Source organism: Actinomycetospora sp. TBRC 11914 (assembly GCF_012933465.1).
Lineage (GTDB): Bacteria > Actinomycetota > Actinomycetes > Mycobacteriales > Pseudonocardiaceae > Actinomycetospora.
Window position 1 is genome coordinate 88,284 of sequence record NZ_JABBND010000022.1, and the last position, 17,246, is coordinate 105,529.

Here is a 17,246-nt window from a genome sequence, read left to right on the forward strand (position 1 = left end):
TCGTGCCCGTGATGCTCGGGGCGGAGCCGTTCTCCGCCGACCCCCCGGGCGAGCCCGGGATCGGCGTGGTCCTCTCCCACGGCTTCACCGGCACCCCGCAGAGCATGCGGCCGTGGGGCGAGCACCTGGCCGCCCAGGGCTTCGCCGTCCGCGGCCCGCGCCTGCCCGGCCACGGCACGCACTGGCGCGACATGCAGGCCACCCGCTGGCCCGACTGGTACGGCGAGCTCTCCCGCGCGGTCGACGAGCTGGCGGCGCGGTGCCGCTCGGTGTTCGTCTTCGGGCTGTCGATGGGCGGCACGCTCACGCTGCGCCTGGCCGAGGAGTACGGCGACGCGATCGCCGGGATCTGCCTGGTCAACCCCTCGGTGACGACGCTGCGCCGCGACGCCGCGTTCGCCCGCCACCTCGCCCGGTTCTGGCCGTGGGCGAGCGCGGTCGCGAACGACGTCGCCAAGCCGGGGGTGACCGAGCTCGCGTACGACCGGGTGCCGCTGCGGGCCTTCGTCTCCCTCACCGAGCTGTGGGACGTCGTCCGCGCCGACCTCGGCCGGGTGCGCCAGCCGGTGCTGCTCTACCGCTCGACCGCCGACCACGTCGTCGAGCCCGTGAACGCCCGCCTGGTGCTCGACGGCGTCTCCTCGACCGACGTCACCGAGGTCGTCCTGCACGACAGCTACCACGTCGCGACCCTCGACCACGACGCCCCGACGATCTTCGAGGGCAGCACCGCGTTCGCCCGGCGCCTCGACGCCGCACGCGCCGGCACGACCAGCCCGACACCCACCGGCACGACCGCAGGGAACCCCGCATGAGCTCGCCCGACCCCGAGGACACCCCCCGGCCGGAGACTCCCCGCCGCCCCGACGGGTCCCCGGCCGACGCCCGGCGCTTCGAGCTGCCCGAGGACGTCGACGCGGAGTTCGCGGCGATCGTGGCCGAGTGGGCGGGCACCGACGCCCCGCGCTGGCCGGACGGCTCGACGGACTCCCCCGACGACGGCCCCTCCTCGGGCCTCGGCCTCGCGACGCCCCCGCAGGGCCAGCCGGAGGCCCACCCGGAGCGCCGCCCCGGCGACCTGTTCGAGGCGGGGCCCCCGGTGACGCCGCCCGAGGCGCCCCCGGTCGCGCGGCCCCGCGACCCGGGCACGCCGACCCCGCCGCCGCGCCGCGAGGTCACCCCGGAGCCGTCCGGCACCCCCGACCACGACCACTACGTGCCGCCCGAGCCGCCGCCGCTGCCGCGCATCGGGCTCTCCAGCCTGCTCGGCCTGCTGCTCCTCGTCGTCGGGGTGGTGCTGCTCGCGCTGCCCGCCCTGGTCGGCGGCGGGTTCGCCGGGCTCGGCATCGTGCCGGGGCTGCTGGCGATGGCGGCCGGCCTGGGCTGGCTGGTGGTCGGGATGCGGCGCCCGTCCGACGACGCTGGGTCGGGGCCCGACGAGGGCGTCCTCTAGGTGGCCTCCGGCCTCGTGAGCACTCACTGTCGGTATAGCGACACGTAGTGCTCACGGGCGCGGAGCGCACCTCTCGCGGGCGTCGAGCGCGGCGCCGATCATGCCGGCGTCCCCGCCCAGCACCGCGGGCCGCACCCGCGCGAGCTTCCGGTGCCCCCGGCCGGTGATCTCCTCGCCGTAGGTGCGCACGGCGTCGTCGAGGAAGAGGTCGGCCGAGGCGGAGACCTCGCCGCCGATGACGACGACGTCGGGGTCGAACACGTCGGCGACGAGCGCGAGCCCCCGCCCGAGCCAGCTGGCGAAGTCGGCGACCACGCGCCGGGCGAGCGCGTCGCCGGCCGCCGCGGCGTGGGCCACGTCGCGGCCGGTCAGCGGCAGCCCGCGCTCCCAGGAGGCCCGCAGCGTCGTGAAGTCCTCGCCGGCGGAGACGAGCTCGTCGGCGCCGGTCCCGAGGGCGGTCCCGCTGCAGTAGCGCTCGAAGCAGCCCCGCTTGCCGCACGGGCACGGGCGCCCGCCCGGCACGAGCACGAGGTGCCCCAGCTCGGGCGCGACGCCGAACCCGCCCCGGAAGACCGTGCCCCCGACGAGCAGCGCCGCGCCGATGCCGGTGCCGAGCGCGACGAGGACCGCGACCCGCGCGCCGGCGGCGGCCCCCACCCGGTGCTCGGCGAGCCCGGCGGCGTTGGCGTCGTGCTCGAGGGTCACCGGCAGCTCGAGGCGCTCGGACATGCGGGCGACGACGGGTTCGTCGCGCCAGGGCAGGTGGGCGCCGAAGGAGACCGAGCGGCGGTCCGGGTCGACGAAACCGGCCACCGCGAGCCCGACCGCGGCGACCTCGGCGCCGTCCGCGCGCGCCTCGCCGACGAGGTGCCCGACGAGGCCCGCGACGGTGTCGTCGAGCTCGCGCGGTGCGCGGGGGGTGGCGGCGACGCGGGTGGTGAGCAGGGTCCCGTCGGCGTCCACGAGGCCGGCCTTCGCCGTGGTGCCGCCGACGTCGACGCCGACGGTCAGCACGGCCGCGGCCGGCGTCGGACGGGGATCCGCTGGACGCCGCGCGTGGGACGGGTGGGCGCCGGGCTCGCCGAGGTGCGGGTCCCGGTGGCCACGGGCGCCGTCGTGGGCGCCGGGGCCGGAGTGGGGGCCGGCGGCGGGGGTTCCGCACCGGCCGGGGACGCGCCCGCGGACCCGTGGCGGGGGCTCGGGCGCGGACCGCGCTTGCCGGTGGGTCGTTCCGGGGCCGGCCGCGGGCCGTCGTCGGGACCCGGTGGCGCGGGCGCCGCCGGCTCGGGGTCGAAGTGCGCGTGCGGGGCGACGTCCCAGGGCACCTCGCGGTCGGGCTCCGGGGGGCGCGGCGCGTCGGACCCGGTGCTGCCGGCGTGCCCGTGCCCGGGCTGCTCGTGCCCGGGCTGCTCGTGCCCGGGCTGCTCGTGCCCCGGCTGCTCGTGGACGTGGGCCTGGACGAGCAGGCGCAGGACCACCAGGAGCGCGGAGGCCTGCTCCGCGAGGTGGGCGGTGAGCTCCGGCTGTTCCCCGCGCACCGCCGCGATCAGCGCGCACACCGGGCACCAGGTGCAGGGACCCGCGCTCTGCCGGGGCCGCGCGGCGGCGTCGGGACGCGCCGTGGCGACGCCGTCGACCCGGGTGCCGACCCAGTCCAGCAGCGCCGTCGCCGTCGCGCGCGCCTCGCGGGAGAGCCGCTCGCGCGCCTCCCGGTCGGCCTCGCCTCCCCCCGGCCCGGTCACGTCACTGCATCCAGACGGACGGGTCGGGCCGGAAGGCGACGGACAGCACGTCGTCGTCGAGGTCGGCGCCGATCACGTCGCACCGGCGCAGCACCGGCGGGAGCGCCACGGTGCGGCGGCGTCCGGCGACGGTCACCGCGAGCTCGTCCCCGATGCGCGCGAGGTCGACGTCGCCGTCGCCGATCCCGGGCACCTGCAGGTCGAGCACGTACTCGCTGTCGGCCGACGTCCCCTCCCCCGCGGTCCGGCGCAGCTCCAGCAGCGGGCGGGCGCACCCGCCCTCGAGGGGGTCGTCGTCGCCGTAGAGGTCGTCGGCCAGGGCGGCGAGCTCCTCCGGCCCCACCGGCTCCCCCGCCCGGTGACCCACGGTGCGCACCGGGATGCCCATCCCCGCCGTCAGCTCCTCGAGCTCGGCGAGCACCTCGTCCTGCTCGCGCCGCCGCTCGCGCATCCAGGTGGCGGCGGCGCCGCGGCCGGTGCCCGGGTCCGGGACGAGGCGGTTGGCGACGACGCCGTCGACGTGCAGTTCGTGCAGCGCGAGCGCGGTCAGGGTGCGGCGGGTCTCGGCGGCGACCACCCGCTCCGGGGTGAGCACGAGCCGGATGGTGGTGGTCGACCGGTCGGCGAGCAGGGCCCGCAGACCGGAGAGCTGCTCGGCCAGCCGCGAGAGCGCCGCCGCCGCGGCGTCCCACCGCGCGACCTGCGCGCCGCTGCCCGCCAGGCCGGCCAGCACCCCGCGCACCGCGCGGCGGTGGGCCGGGAACAGGCGCTCCAGGTAGCCGCCGACGGCCTCGGGCAGGCTGAGGAGCCGCAGCGTCTCGGCCGTCGGCCCGCAGTCGACGACGACGACCTCCCACGGCCCGTCCTCGGTCGCGCGCCGGACCTGCTCGAGCGCCAGCAGCTCCTCGACGCCCGGGAGGACGGTCAGCTCGTCGGCGACGAGCTCCTCGACGCCGGCGCCCGCCAGCAGCGTCCGCAGCTGCGCCCGCAACGGCTCCCACGCCTCGTCGACGAGCGCGCGGGTGTCGACGTGGGCGGCGGACAGCCCGGGCAGGGCCGTGCTGACCTCGGTCGGTTCCCCGCCGAGGTCGGCGGAGAACGCGTCGCCCAGCGAGTGGGCCGGGTCCGTCGAGAGCACCAGGACCTTGCGTCCCGAGCGTGCGAGCGCCACCGCCGTCGCGGCGGCGGTGGTCGTCTTGCCGACCCCGCCCTTGCCGGTGAAGAGCAGGACGCGCACTAGCTCTCCACGCGTCGCTTGAGGCCGGTGAGCGCCGTGTCCATGATCCTCTTCTCGGCGCGGCGCTTGATCAGCCCGGGCATGGGGACCGCCAGGTCCACCGACAGCGTGTAGGTCACGGTGGTCTCCTCCTCGGAGCCCTCGAGGCGGTAGCGCCCCCGCTGGCCGCGCTGCATCTGGCCCGAGACCAGGTCCCAGGTGACGCCGTCGTCGACCCAGTCGTAGGCCAGCACGTAGGTGTCCTTGATCGGACCGGCGTCGAGGGTGAACCGGACCTGCTCGGGTCGGCCCTCGTCATCGTTGGTGAGGACCTTCGCCGAGGTGATGGAGTCCGCCCACTCCGGGTAGGAGGGGAAGTCGGCGATCACGTCGAGCACCGCCGCCGGACCGGCCGCGATGGTGATGGACTGTGTCGACTCGTCCGCCATGGCGCGGAAGGTTACCGTCGCGTCCCGTCCCGCTCGTCCCCGCCGTCACCCAGGCCACGCCAGGGGTGGCGCGACGCATCTCACGCGTGATCACGGCGGCCGGCCGACCCGCGATCCCGGTCACCACCGGACCACGGCGGCGGTGCCGCGGCGCCGGAAATGTCCGACGTTGACGCATTCGGTGGTGCCGATGCGCATCCTCGTGGTGAGCGGGGCGTGCACGTGCCCGAAGAGCGCCAGCCGCGGCCGGTGAGCACGGACGTGCTCGAGCAGGGCCGGCGACGTCAGCTCGTGGGTGCGGGCGACGACGTCGTAGGCCAGCTCGGCGACGGCGGGCGGCGCGTGGCTGCAGAGCACGTCGACGGGGCCGAGCGCCTCGACGGCGGCCGTGTAGTCGGCGGCGCCGCGCATGTAGGAGCGGAAGATCCGGGCCCGCGGCTCCACCCCCGACGGGAGCGGCACCCCGCCGACGAAGCCGACGCGCCGGTCGCCGATCTCGACCACCTCGCCGTCGACCGCCTGCAGCTGCGGGTGCTTCGCGAGGAACTCCGGCCACAGCTCGGGGACGTCGACGTTGCCCGGGATCAGCCAGACGGGGACGTCGAAGGACCCGAGCACGGCGAACATCTGCTCGTAGCGCCGGCGCACGGCGGCCTCGACCTGGGCGGCCGGATCGTCGACGTCGGCCCACAGCGCCCGGGTGTACTCCCGCAGCGCGCCCGGGCCGCCCTCGGCGCGCAGCCGGGCGAACTCGACGGTGGCGTCCGACCCGAGGAGCTCGGCGAGGATCCCCTGGGTCGGCTCGTCGTAGTCGACGAAGTCGAGGAGGTCGCCGAGCACGAGCAGGCCCTCGGCGCCCTCGGCGGCGCGGGCGAGGTCGGTGGCGTTGCCGTGGATGTCGGAGACGACATGAACGAGCACGGTCGGGCACGTCCTCCGGGTCGTCAGGCGGGGGCCTCGTCAGGCGGGGGTCTCGTCAGGCGGGGGTCGCGGCGGGCACCGCGGGCTCACCGGGGCGTCGCCCGCGCTCGAGGGCGTCCTTGAGGCCGAAGGCGATCTCCTTGGCCGCGCGCTGGCGCCGCAGGGCCTCCCGGGCCGGACCGGAGCGCCCACGCAGCAGCCGTCGGGCCGGGTCCCCCTCCGGTCCGGGCGCGGGATCGACGCGCAGGAACCAGTGCAGCAGCGTGCCCTCCTCGCCGCCGCTCCCGGGACCGCCGTCGGGATCCGCCGACGCCGGTCCGAGCACCACCGGCTCGCACCAGACCTCGGCGCTGCCGACCCAGCGCCCGGTGACCGACCAGCGGATCCCCGCCTCGCCGCGGTCGGCGAAGACCGTCAGCCCGAGGTCCGGCCACAGCCGCGGCCAGGCCTCGGGGTCGGCGAACGCGGCGGCCACGTCTGCCCGCGCGGCGAGCACGAACGTCTCGTCGATCACGTCCAGGGCGGCCACGCCACCAGCGTGCCCCACGGTCACCCGGCCCGCACCAGGGCCTGCGAGCGCCGCGTCCCGTTCGGGCGTTTCGCCCGGTTACCACGGGGTAGTGACGGGCCGTCGCCGTCGCCCTAGGCTGCGCGCACCGGGGGTCGTCGAGGACGCCGGTGGAGCGAGAGGGTGTGTTCGGGGTGCAGGAGTACAGCGTGCCGGCCGCGGCGAAGGTCGCCGACGACGACCGACTCACCGACGCGGTGTGGGACAACGCCGCCGAGCACCCCGACGAGATCGCCTACCGCCGCGCCGTCGGCGGGGAGTGGACCCCGGTCACGTTCGGTGAGTTCCGCGACGAGGTCGTCGCCGTGGCCAAGGGGTTCGTCGCCGCCGGCCTGCAGCCGGGCGACCGGGTCGGCATCGTCGCCCGCACCCGCTACGAGTGGACGCTGATCGACTACGCGCTCTGGGCCGCGGGCTGCGCCGGCCTGCCGATCTACGAGACCTCCTCGGCCTCGCAGTACGAGTGGTGCCTGTCGAACTCCGGTGCCCGCGGCGTCGTCGTCGAGACCGCCGACCACCGCGCCACGCTCGACGAGGTCATCGGGTCGCTCCCCGACCTCGCCCACGTCTGGCAGATCGACGGGTCCTCCCCCGCCGTCGACGCGCTGAAGGAGGCCGGCGCGGGCGTGTCCGACGCCGACCTCGAGGCCCGCCGCACCGCGGTGCGCGCCGACGACCTCGCGACACTGATCTACACCTCCGGCACCACCGGACGCCCCAAGGGCTGCGAGATCACCCACCGCAACCTGCTGTTCGAGGTGCGGGCCGCCGGTGAGGTGTTCGGCTCGCTGATGCAGGCGGGGAACTCGACGCTGCTCTTCCTGCCGCTCGCCCACATCTTCGCGCGGGTGGTGCAGATCGCCGCCCAGGAGCACCGCTACGTCATCGGGCACTTCGCCGACACCTCGAAGCTCTCGAGCGAGCTGCCCCGGTTCAAGCCGGACTTCGTCCTCTCGGTGCCGCGGGTCTTCGAGAAGGTCTACAACTCGGCCAAGCAGAAGGCGTACCAGGGCGGCAAGGGACGGATCTTCGACCTGGCCGAGGCGACGGCGGTGGAGTACTCGACCGCGCTGGACGGCTCGGGGCCGGGCCTGCTGCTGCGCGCCAAGCACGCGGTGTTCGACGCGCTGGTCTACGGCAAGCTGCGCGACGCCCTCGGCGGGCAGTGCCGCGGCGCGGTCTCGGGCGGCTCCGCGCTCGGGCAGCGGATCGGGCACTTCTTCCGCGGCGTCGGCATCCCGATCTACGAGGGCTACGGCCTCACCGAGACCAGCGCCGCCATCACCGCCAACGGGGAGAACACGCTGCGGGTCGGCACCGTCGGGCGCCCGCTGCCCGGGGTCACCGTCGCGATCGCCGACGACGGCGAGGTCATCGCCAAGGGCGACGTGGTCTTCGGCGGCTACTGGAAGAACCAGGAGGCCACGCAGGAGACGCTGGTCGACGGCTGGTTCCACACCGGCGACATCGGCACCCTCGACGACGGCTACCTCTCGATCACCGGCCGCAAGAAGGAGCTGATCGTCACCGCGGGCGGCAAGAACGTCGCCCCGGCGGTGATCGAGGACCGCATCCGCGCGCACCGGCTGGTCAGCCAGGCGCTCGTGGTCGGCGACAACCGGCCCTACGTCGCGGCGCTGATCACCCTCGACCCCGAGGCGCTGCCGGACTGGGCCTCCGAGCACGGCAAGTCCGGCACCACCGCCGAGGAGCTGGCCGGCGACGAGGACCTGCGCGCCGAGATCCAGGCGGCGGTCGACGACGGCAACTCGGCGGTCTCGAAGGCCGAGTCGGTGCGGCAGTTCCGCATCCTGACCTCGGACTTCACCGAGGACTCGGGCGAGCTCACCCCGACGATGAAGCTCAAGCGGAACATCATCGCCGACCAGCGGGCCGACGACATCGAGCAGGTCTACGCGCAGCGCTGAGCGCCGCCGGGGTCGGGCTCGGCCTCGTCTCCGGGGCGCACGAACGGCCGGTTCGTGACCTTCTCGGGTCACGAACCGGCCGTTCGTGCTTTCGGGGGCTACTCCGGACGGGCCAGCGCGGCCAGCCGACGGGCCCGCGAGGCCCACGTCCACTCCGCCTGCATCCACCGCCGGCCGGCCGCGCCCGCCGTCGCCGCGGCGTCCGGGTCGGCGAGCAGGTCCGCGACGACCTCGGCGACGTCGGCCGGGTCGCGACCGTCGGTGAGCCGTCCGGTCCGGGTGCCGGGCGGGCCGCCGCGCACCGTCTCGGGGGCGCCGCCGGAGCGGCCGGCGACCACCGGGACACCGCAGGCCGACGCCTCGAGCAGCACGATCCCGAGCCCCTCGACGTCGAGCCCGCCCGCGAGCGTGCGGCAGGGCAGGGCGAAGACGTCGAGGGCGGCGTGGTGGGCGGGAATCTCCTCGTGCGCGACGGGGCCGGTGAACACGACGTGGTCGGCGACGTCGTGGTCGCGGGCCAGCCGGTGGAGACGGTCGCGGTCGGGCCCGTCCCCCGCGACGAGCAGGGCCGCCCCCGGCACGCGCCGGCGCACCGCGGGCAGCGCCCGGACGAGCACGTCCTGGCCCTTGCGACGCACCAGCCGGGACACACAGCCCACGACCGGGCGGTCGCCGAGCCCGTGGCGCGCCCGGATCGTCTCCCGCGCGCCGCGGTCCGGCGCGAACCGGCGGGTGTCGATCCCCGGCGGGAGCGGCTCGAGCGCCGCGTCGGGTCCGAGGGCCGGCGCGATCCGCCCGCGGGTGTAGCGGCTGACGGTGGTCACGACGTCGGCGACGCGGCCGATGCGGTGCAGCGCCTGCCGCGCGCCGGGGAGCATCGACCAGCCGACCTCGTGGCCGTGGGTGCTCGCGAGCACCCGGGACACGTCGGCGCGGCGCCGCAGGACCGGTGCCATGAGCCCGAGCGGGGCGGCGGCACCGAACCAGACGGTGTCGCAGCCTTCGGCGCGGGCGAGCTCGACCGCCCGCCGGGTGGCGGCCGGGCTCGGCACCATCACCGTGGTCGGGAAGCGGTGCACGGGGAACGGCTGGGCCGCGTCGAAGCGGGCGCAGCGGCCGTCGGCATCGTGCGCGTCGGGCCAGGTCGAGGCCAGCACGGTGAGCGCGCCCGGCGGGAGCCGCACCGCCAGCTCGTGCAGGTAGGACTGGATGCCGCCGGGCCGGGGCGGGAAGTCGTTCGTGACGAGCAGCGTCCTCGTGCCGACCTCGGTCACGCCCGGCAGCCTCCCAGAGATCCTTCTCAGGCGGGCGCGATGCGCCGGATCGACGAGATGTTGCCGCGCAGCGGGGCGACCTTGACGACGTCGCCGGACTGCGGCGCCTCGAGGAACTGGCCGCCACCCACGTAGATCCCCACGTGGTAGGCCGGGTCGCCGAAGAACACGAGGTCGCCGGGCTGGGCCTGGTCGGGGGTGATCGGCGTCCCGACCTGCTGCTGGGCGGCGGCCACCCGCGGCATCGCGATCCCGATCTGGCGGTAGGCCCACTGCACCAGCCCGGAGCAGTCGAAGGTGCGGGGCCCGGTCGCGCCCCACACGTAGGGGGCGCCCTGCCGGGTGAGGGCGGCCCGCAGGGCGTCGATCGCGAACGAGCTGCCCGCGATGTTCGTCGGGAAGTTCGTCACCCCGCCGCTGCGCAGCTGGGCCTTCTCGGCGGGTGAGAGGCGGGCCAGGGAGGCGTTCGCGGCCGCGACGTCGCGGTCGGCCTCCGCCTTGGTGCGGGCGGCGTCGGTGACCGCCCGGGCGGCGTCGTCGGCGGCGCGCCGGGCGTCGGTGGCGCGCGTGTCGGCGTCGCGCTGGGCGGCCTCGGCGGCGGAGGAGGCGTCGAGGTAGCCCTGCAGCACCGCCCGGTTGGCCTCGGAGACGGTGTCGAGGAGGGCGACCTTGTCGAGGTAGTCCGACGGCGAGGGGCTGGACAGCAGCGCGCCGAGCTGGTCGAGGCCGCCACCCTGGTAGGTGCTGCGCGTGAGCTGGTCGACCGCCGTGTAGGCCTTCTCGAGCCGGCCGTGCGCCGCGTCGACCGCGGTCCGGGCGGCCGCGGCGTCCTTCGCGCCGCGGTCGGCCGCGGCGCGCTTGGCCGGGAGCGCCTCCTTGGCGCCCATCGCCTGCTCGTTCGCGGCCTCGGCGCGGGAGTTGGCGTCGGCGAGGGCCCGGACGACGTCGTTGGCGTTGGGCGGGACGATCGGGTCGGCCGTGGCGGGTGCCGGGGCCAGCAGGCCCGGCCCGAGGACGGCGAGCAGGGCCATGAGTACGGCCACGAGCACGAGGACTGCGGGCGCGGTGGCCAGCCGCGCACGCCGGGGAGCCGGTCCGGGGATCACGGGCGGGGAACCCTTTCTCGAACAGTGACACCTGCTCGACGGACCGGGATGGGGAGCTCGTCCGCGAGGAGGTTCCGGGACGGTAACGAACCGGCCACCCCGACGATCCGCGCGGCCCCCTGCCCCTGACGGGGCGCGCGCCGGACGGCGCTCCTCCGGCGCCGGTCAGCCGGCGTCGCGGCGCCGGCCGGGCACCCGGCCGGTCGGCGCCCGCCCGCCGACCGGGGCGTCCGGCTCGGCGGCGGCCGTCACGAGCCGCAGGCGCGGGATGAGGCCGTGGTCGGCCAGCACCTCGAGCGCCCGGCGCTCCACGGGCCCGAACTCGACGGGCAGCGGGGCGCCCGGCTCGGCGGGCTCCCGCGGCGCGACGGCTCCCGTCGGCGTCCCGTCGACGCGGGACGGCACCTCGGGTGTGCCCAGGAGAACCCCGACGACGCAGTCGTCACAGGCCTGGTGGCGCACCACGCACGTGTCGCAGTCGATGAGCATCTCGGCCTCCGCCGGTCGGCCCCGGCGCTTCCCGGGGCGGTCGGGGCGGACGGTAGGAGGGGGGTCCGACAGCCTCGGGGCCGTCGTCGCCCGGATGTGACCCAGGTCTCAGATCCGGGCGAGCCGGTCGAGCAGGACGCTGGAGGGCACCGGGTGCGCCCCACGGCGGCGCACCGAGTCGACCACCGCCCGGTCGGAGGTGACCACCACGAGCGGTCGGCCCTCCGGCTCGGCGTCGACCAGCCGGCGGATCAGGTCGTCCGCGATCACGCCCGGGTCGGAGAAGAGCACCCGGACCCCGCGCACCGAGGCCGTGGGCACCCCGGTGATGCCGGCCCCGTCGAACACCAGCGTCGTCTCGGCCTGGGTCCGGGCCGCGAGGGGCGCGACCGCGGCGACCAGGCGCTCGCGCTGCGCGGCCAGGGAGAGGCTCGGCCAGCCGGTCTTCGTGACGTTGTAGCCGTCGACCAGCAGGTGGACCTCGGGCAGGGCGAGCAGCCGGTCGAGCGTCGCGGGGTCCGTCACGCGGGCCATCGGGGTGCGGTCGGCGGAGCCGACGAGCTCGGCGGGCCGCGGCCCGACGCGGTGGTCGTCGACGCGCAGGCCGAGCTCGTGGCGAAGCCCGGCGGCGGCGCCGGCCACGGTGTCGACGAGCAGGGCGAGCCGGGCGTCGTCGGCGCGGCGGGCCTCGTGCGCGGCGCGCCGGGCCGTCTCCAGCTCGGCGGTCGCCCGCCGCGCCCGTGCCTCCGCGGCGGCCAGCGCCTCGCGGTCCCGGCTGCGCTCGCGGCGCAGGTCCGCGAGCTCGCGGTGCTCCTCGCCGCGGTCGTCGGCCAGCCGCGCGGCGGCCTCGGCCGCGGCGTCCTCGGCGCGCCGGACCCGCACGCCCTGCTCGCGCAGCCGGGCCCGCAGCTTGGCGACCTCGTCGGACAGGTCCGGGGTCGCCTCGGCGGCCCGCGCCGCCGCCTCGTCGCGCTCGGCCGTGACCCGCTCGAGGTCCGCGGCCAGGCGCTCCGCGCGGGTGATCGCGGCGTCGCGCTCGGCCCGCAGCCGGCCGACGTCGGCGCGCTCCCCCGCGTCGCGCAGCAGCTCCCGCGCCGCCCCCTCGTCGCCGGTGAGCACCGCGACGGCCGCCGCGTGCACGGGCTCGGGGACCGGCGGTGCCCACTCCTCGGGCCGGTGCTCGAGCCACCAGGCGACCACCTCGTCGGCGAACCCCTCGGCGCTGCCGAGCGCCGCGAGCATCGGGGCGGCCCCGACCTTGGCGCGCTTGGCCGGGGCGAAGCGCGCGACGGGGCGCACCGTCGCGGGGAGGTCGGCGGCGGGGATCTGGCCGACGGCCTGCGAGACGAGGTCGGCGACGCGCCCCCGCACGGTCTCCGGCGCCGCGTCCAGCAAGGCGGCGCGGACGGCGGGGGCGACCGGTGGGGCGGGGTCCGAATCCGGGGCGGAGCCGTCGGAGGCGTCGGTGGCGGCGCCGGGACCGGGGTCGGCACGGTCCCGCGTCTCCACCTCCCCGTCCGCCATCCGCCCAGGTTAGCGGCGAGGCGACGCGTTCGCGGGCGTGGCTGTCGGGGGGTCGTCCTAGCGTCCGCGGCGATGGACGCACCACGCCCGGTGACGGGACCCGACCCGCAGCTCACGTTCGAGGAGCTGGGCACGCCGCTGCACGCGGCCACCTTCGTGGTGCTCGACCTGGAGACCACCGGGGGGCCGCCCGCGGGACCCGACCCGGCGGGGGCCGACCCGCTGGCCGCGCCGCGCCCGGACGCCATCACCGAGATCGGGGCGGTGAAGGTGTGCGGCGGGGAGGTCGTCGGGGAGTACGCCACGCTGGTCGACCCCGGGGTGGCCGTCCCGCCGCAGATCGTGGCGCTGACCGGGATCACCACGGCGATGGTGCGCGACGCGCCGCGGCTCGGGACGGTGCTGCCGGGTTTCCTGGAGTTCTGCGCGGGTGCGGTGGTGGTGGCCCACAACGCCCCGTTCGACGTCGGGCACCTGCGGGCCGCGTGCCGCCGGCACGGCTCGGTGTGGCCCCGCCCGCCGGTGGTGTGCACCGCCCGGCTCGCCCGCAAGGTGCTCACGCGCGACGAGGCGCCCTCGTGCCGGTTGTCCGCCCTGGCGGGGCTCTTCCACGCCACCACCCGCCCCGTGCACCGGGCGCTGGCCGACGCGCGGGCCACCGTCGACGTGCTGCACGGGCTCCTCGAGCGGGTCGGCGGCCAGGGGGTGCGCTCGCTCGAGGACCTGCTCGCCCTGCAGGTCGAGACGACGCCGGCCCAGCGCGGCAAGCGCCACCTCGCCGACGCCGTGCCGCACGCCGCGGGGGTGTACCTCTTCCGCGGCCCGGCCGACGAGGTGCTCTACGTCGGCACGTCGAACGACCTGCGGCGCCGCGTGCGCTCCTACTTCACCGGCTCGGAGAAGCGGGCGCGGGTCAAGGAGATGGTCGCGCTGGCCGAGCGGGTCGACTGGGTGGAGTGCGCCCACGCGCTCGAGGCCGAGGTGCGTGAGCTGCGGCTGCTCGCCGGGCACACGCCGCGCTACAACCGGCGCTCCCGCTACCCGCACAAGGGCTGGTGGGTGGCGCTGACCGACGAGCCCTTCCCCCGCTGGTCGGTCGTCCGCACCCCGCGCGACGACGCCGTGGGCCCCTTCGGCCGGCGCCCGGACGCGGTCCGCGCGGTCGAGGCGCTCGCCGACGCCTCCCGGCTGCGGCCGTGCACGCAGCGCATCCCGGCTCGCGGCGGGCGCGGGAGCCCCTGCGCCCTGCACGATCTCGGGCGCTGCGGGGCGCCCTGCGCCGGGTTCCAGACCACGGAGGAGTACTCCCCCGCCGTCGCCGGCGCGCTGGCCCTGCTCCACGGCGGGTCCGACGACGGCCTGGCGGCGCTGCGGGAGAAGGTCGCGTCGCTGGCCGCGGGCGAGCGGTTCGCCGACGCCGCCACCCACCGCGACCGGCTCGCGGAGCTGGCCGGGGCCCTCGCCCGGGTCCAGCGGCTCTCGGCGGTCGCCCGGGCCGAGGAGCTGGTGGCGGCACGCCCGGACGGGGGCGGCGGCTGGGACCTCGCCGTCGTGCGCCACGGGCGCCTGGCCGCGGCCGGGACGGCCCGCCGCGGGGTGCCACCGATGCCGGTCGTCGACGTGCTGGTCGCCTCGGCGGAGACCGTGCGCCCCGGGGCGGGCCCGCTGCGCGGCGCGCCGCCGGAGGAGGTCGCCGTCGTCACCCGCTGGCTGGAGCGGCCGGGCGCCCGCATGGTGCGCACGACGACGCCCTGGGCGGTCCCGGCCCGCGGGGCGGGCGCGTGGTCGGGCTGGGTGGCGCAGGCGCGCGACGCCGGGCGGGCGACGTCCGGTCCGGCACCCGACCCGGAGGCGGGGGCTAGGGTTCCGGCCGGACCCGCCGACCGCCGACCGCGCCGCCGACCCAGGGAGCCCCCGTGATCACGGCCATCGTCATGATCCACGCGAACGCCGACCGGATCCCGGAGACGGCGCAGGCCATCGCGGACCTCGACGGGGTCGCGGAGGTCTACTCCTGCGCCGGCGACGTCGACCTCATCGCCGTCGTGCGGGTGCGCGAGCACGAGGAGCTCGCCGACGTCATCGCGGGGAACCTGAGCCGGGTGCCCGGGGTCCGGACCACCTCGACCCACATCGCGTTCCGCTCGTACTCGGCGAGCGACACCGACGCGGCCTTCGCCGTCGGCCTCGACTGACGGGCGCCCCCGGGCCGACCGCTCAGTCGCGCAGCCGCTTCGCGACGGCGGCCCACCGCTCCAGCAGGGCCGCCGCGGCCCCGTCGTCGACGGCGGCGGCCGCCCGCTCCCGGCCCCGCGCGACCGCGGCGTGGAGCTCGTCGACCGTCCCGGTCTCGGCCTCCTCGTAGGCCGCCAGCGCCGCCCCGGCGTTGAGCAGGACGGCCTCGCGCACCGGCCCGGGGTCGCCGGCGAAGACGGCGTGGGCGACGCGGGCGTTGACGGTCGCGTCGCCGCCGCGCAGGTCGCCCGGCGCCGAGACCGGGATCCCGATCCGCGTCGGGTCGAGGGTCTCCACGACGACGCCGGACGGGCTCGCGCGCCAGACCGTGGTGGTGGTCGTCGTCGTGATCTCGTCGAGGCCGTCGTCGCCGCGCACCACCAGGGCGGTGTCGCCGCGCCCGGCCAGCACCGCCGCGAGGACGGGGGCGAAGCGCGCGTCGGCGCAGCCGATGAGGGCCGCGGCCGGGCGCGCCGGGTTGGTGAGGGGCCCGAGCAGGTTGAACGCGGTCGGCACGCCGATCTCGCGGCGCACCCCGCCCACGTGGCGCATGGCCGGGTGGAAGGTCTGGGCGAAGCAGAAGCCGATGCCGACCTCGTCGACGCTCGCGGCCACGCCGTCGGGACCGAGGTCGATCGGCACCCCGAGCGCCTCGAGGAGGTCGACCGACCCGCACGCCGACGACGCCGCGCGCCCGCCGTGCTTGACCACCCGGGCACCAGCCGCGGCCATGACGACCGCGGCCATCGTCGAGATGTTGACGGTGTGGGCCTGGTCGCCGCCGGTCCCCACGATGTCGACGACGACGCCGGGCACCGTCACCTCGCGCGCGTGCGCGCGCATCACCTCGGCCAGCCCGCCGATCTCCTCGGCGGTCTCGCCCTTGCTCCGCAGCGCCACCGCGAAGGCGGCCACCTGGGCCGGGGAGGCCTCGCCGGACATCATGCGGTCCATCGCCCAGGCCGCCTCGGGGGCCGACAGGTCCTCCCCGCGCAGCAGCCGGCCGAGCAGCGACGGCCAGGTGGGGGCGACCGGCGGCGCCCCGGCCTGCGTGGTCACCCCCGGGTGGCCGGGACCGGGTGCCCGGCGCGCAGGACGTCGGCGACCGTGCGCGCGGCGGTCACCGGGTCGAGGGGCTGCACGAGGACCGCGTCGGCCTGCGACCACGTCGCGAGCCAGCGGTCGTCCTCGCGCCGGACGACGACGATCACCGGGGCCGGGTCGTCGCGCTCGTTCTTGAGCTGGCGGCACACCCCCATGCCGCCGGTGGGCTGGGCCTCGCCGTCGAGCACCGCGAGGTCGAGGCGGCCCGCGTCGGCCGCGCCGAGGACGTCGCCGATGCCGTCCGCCTCGGTCCACCGCAGCCGGGGCACGTCCCGCGCGGGCCGGCGGCCGACCGCCGACATCACGGCCTCCCGCACCTCGGGCCGGTGGCTCATCACCACGACGTCCAGCGTCTCTCCGGCACCACTGTCGGCGGTCATCTCGCGGGCCCTCCCCGGCGCGTCGTCCACGGTGCGCCGCAGCCTAGTCGGGCGGCCCGCCCAGGGGTGCGCCGCGACGCCGCGAGGTCTCGACTACGACACGACGTACGACACCTGGTAGGAGAATCCGCAGGTGAGAGGAGTGCAGGTCGGCGGCCTCCCGGAGGGGTCTCGCCCCGCCAGGCTGATGTCGGGACGAGGTGACATGATGTCGCCCGTGACGACCGCCTCGAGTGCGCCGGCGCCCTCCTTCAGCGCGAGGATCCACTCCCTCAACCGACCCAACGTGGTCAGCGTGGGGACGATCATCTGGCTGTCCAGCGAGCTGATGTTCTTCGCCGGGCTCTTCGCCATGTACTTCGTGGCGCGCGCCCAGAACGTGGGCGAGTGGCCGCCCCCGCCCACCGAGCTCGACGTGCCGTACGCGCTCGTGAACACGATCATCCTCGTGGCGTCGTCGTTCACCTGCCAGTACGGCGTGTTCGCCGCCGAGCGCGGGGACGTGTTCGGGCTGCGCCGCTGGTACGCGGTGACGTTCGTGATGGGCCTGATCTTCGTGCTGGGCCAGGTGAACGAGTACCACACGCTCGTCACCGAGCACGCCACGACGATGGCCTCGGGGCCGTACGGCTCGGTCTTCTACATCACGACCGGGTTCCACGCGCTGCACGTCACCGGCGGTCTCGTCGCGTTCGTCCTGCTGATCAGCCGGACCTTCCTGAGTCGGTTCACACCCGCGCAGGCGACCGCGGCCATCGTCGTCTCGTACTACTGGCACTTCGTGGACGTGGTCTGGATCGGCCTGTTCGCGGTCATCTACTTCATCCGGTAAGGACACGGCCGCGATGACGACAGGA

At 76.8% G+C, this 17,246-nt stretch carries 18 protein-coding genes; 6 read left to right on the forward strand and 12 right to left on the reverse strand.

Translation table 11 applies throughout. The annotated features are described in order from the left end of the window. Positions 1-2 precede the first annotated feature (2 nt). Together HH311_RS26585 and HH311_RS26590 are read left to right on the forward strand one after the other, a co-directional pair. Positions 3-815, forward strand: a complete 813-nt coding sequence (locus HH311_RS26585) for a carboxylesterase (protein WP_169186763.1) — start codon at positions 3-5, stop codon at positions 813-815. Further along, positions 812-1,453: a hypothetical protein gene (locus tag HH311_RS26590; RefSeq protein WP_169186725.1), complete on the forward strand. Its 642-nt coding sequence runs from the start codon at positions 812-814 to the stop codon at positions 1,451-1,453. Before HH311_RS26585 ends, HH311_RS26590 begins: the two co-directional genes overlap by 4 nt. Before the next feature lie 51 nt (positions 1,454-1,504). On the opposite strand, the gene HH311_RS26595 is transcribed toward HH311_RS26590, so the two are convergent. The 6 genes from HH311_RS26595 to HH311_RS26620 form a co-directional block, all read right to left on the reverse strand. After that, a complete protein-coding gene (locus HH311_RS26595; RefSeq protein WP_169186726.1) occupies positions 1,505-2,467 on the reverse strand; it encodes an ROK family protein in 963 nt (320 codons plus the stop codon). Beyond that, positions 2,461-3,195, reverse strand: coding sequence for a hypothetical protein (locus tag HH311_RS26600; protein ID WP_169186727.1), 735 nt, complete (start codon positions 3,193-3,195; stop codon positions 2,461-2,463). The genes HH311_RS26595 and HH311_RS26600 overlap by 7 nt, the downstream gene beginning before the upstream one ends. A 1-nt stretch (position 3,196) precedes the next feature. Next, positions 3,197-4,432 carry an ArsA family ATPase gene (locus HH311_RS26605; protein WP_169186728.1) on the reverse strand — a complete coding sequence of 412 codons (1,236 nt, stop codon included), beginning with the start codon at positions 4,430-4,432 and terminating at the stop codon, positions 3,197-3,199. Further along, positions 4,432-4,860 carry an SRPBCC family protein gene (locus tag HH311_RS26610; protein WP_169186729.1) on the reverse strand — a complete coding sequence of 143 codons (429 nt, stop codon included), beginning with the start codon at positions 4,858-4,860 and terminating at the stop codon, positions 4,432-4,434. Before HH311_RS26610 ends, HH311_RS26605 begins: the two co-directional genes overlap by 1 nt. 120 nt (positions 4,861-4,980) lie before the next feature. Further along, a complete protein-coding gene (locus tag HH311_RS26615) occupies positions 4,981-5,781 on the reverse strand; it encodes a metallophosphoesterase (RefSeq protein ID WP_169186730.1) in 801 nt (266 codons plus the stop codon). A gap of 55 nt (positions 5,782-5,836) precedes the next feature. Next, positions 5,837-6,310 (reverse strand): polyketide cyclase / dehydrase and lipid transport, encoded by a 474-nt coding sequence (locus tag HH311_RS26620; RefSeq protein ID WP_169186731.1) that lies wholly within the window; start codon positions 6,308-6,310, stop codon positions 5,837-5,839. 173 nt (positions 6,311-6,483) lie between these two features. On the opposite strand from HH311_RS26620, the gene HH311_RS26625 reads away from it, so the two are divergent. Next, entirely contained in the window at positions 6,484-8,277 is a 1,794-nt protein-coding gene (locus tag HH311_RS26625) for a long-chain fatty acid--CoA ligase (protein WP_169186764.1), read from the forward strand. A 98-nt stretch (positions 8,278-8,375) separates the two neighbouring features. Here HH311_RS26625 and HH311_RS26630 read toward each other — a convergent pair whose 3' ends face one another. The 4 genes from HH311_RS26630 to HH311_RS26645 all read right to left on the reverse strand — a co-directional run bounded on the left by HH311_RS26630 (position 8,376) and on the right by HH311_RS26645 (position 12,670). After that, positions 8,376-9,551, reverse strand: coding sequence for a glycosyltransferase family 4 protein (locus HH311_RS26630; protein WP_169186732.1), 1,176 nt, complete (start codon positions 9,549-9,551; stop codon positions 8,376-8,378). Between the two features lie 26 nt (positions 9,552-9,577). After that, the gene (locus HH311_RS26635) at positions 9,578-10,657 is read right to left on the reverse strand and encodes a C40 family peptidase (RefSeq protein WP_169186733.1); all 1,080 of its coding nucleotides are present in this window, start codon (positions 10,655-10,657) and stop codon (positions 9,578-9,580) included. Positions 10,658-10,822: 165 nt separating this feature from the next. Continuing rightward, on the reverse strand, positions 10,823-11,146 hold the full coding sequence (locus HH311_RS26640; protein WP_169186734.1) for a hypothetical protein: 324 nt from the start codon (positions 11,144-11,146) through the stop codon (positions 10,823-10,825). Positions 11,147-11,254: 108 nt separating this feature from the next. Then, complete coding sequence (locus tag HH311_RS26645) at positions 11,255-12,670, reverse strand: NYN domain-containing protein (protein WP_169186735.1); 1,416 nt, start codon at positions 12,668-12,670, stop codon at positions 11,255-11,257. Positions 12,671-12,742: 72 nt separating this feature from the next. Between HH311_RS26645 and HH311_RS26650 the strand changes: the two genes are divergently transcribed. Further along, positions 12,743-14,590 carry a DEDD exonuclease domain-containing protein gene (locus HH311_RS26650; RefSeq protein WP_169186736.1) on the forward strand — a complete coding sequence of 616 codons (1,848 nt, stop codon included), beginning with the start codon at positions 12,743-12,745 and terminating at the stop codon, positions 14,588-14,590. Further along, positions 14,587-14,865: an Lrp/AsnC family transcriptional regulator gene (locus tag HH311_RS26655; protein WP_169186737.1), complete on the forward strand. Its 279-nt coding sequence runs from the start codon at positions 14,587-14,589 to the stop codon at positions 14,863-14,865. Before HH311_RS26650 ends, HH311_RS26655 begins: the two co-directional genes overlap by 4 nt. 22 nt (positions 14,866-14,887) lie before the next feature. Here HH311_RS26655 and trpD read toward each other — a convergent pair whose 3' ends face one another. Together trpD and HH311_RS26665 are read right to left on the reverse strand one after the other, a co-directional pair. After that, positions 14,888-15,964 (reverse strand): anthranilate phosphoribosyltransferase, encoded by a 1,077-nt coding sequence (gene trpD, locus HH311_RS26660; protein ID WP_169186738.1) that lies wholly within the window; start codon positions 15,962-15,964, stop codon positions 14,888-14,890. Continuing rightward, positions 15,961-16,389 carry a hypothetical protein gene (locus tag HH311_RS26665; RefSeq protein ID WP_169186739.1) on the reverse strand — a complete coding sequence of 143 codons (429 nt, stop codon included), beginning with the start codon at positions 16,387-16,389 and terminating at the stop codon, positions 15,961-15,963. The genes trpD and HH311_RS26665 overlap by 4 nt, the downstream gene beginning before the upstream one ends. Positions 16,390-16,597: 208 nt before the next feature. On the opposite strand from HH311_RS26665, the gene HH311_RS26670 reads away from it, so the two are divergent. Continuing rightward, entirely contained in the window at positions 16,598-17,221 is a 624-nt protein-coding gene (locus tag HH311_RS26670; RefSeq protein WP_211190837.1) for a heme-copper oxidase subunit III, read from the forward strand. Positions 17,222-17,246: the final 25 nt, after the last annotated feature.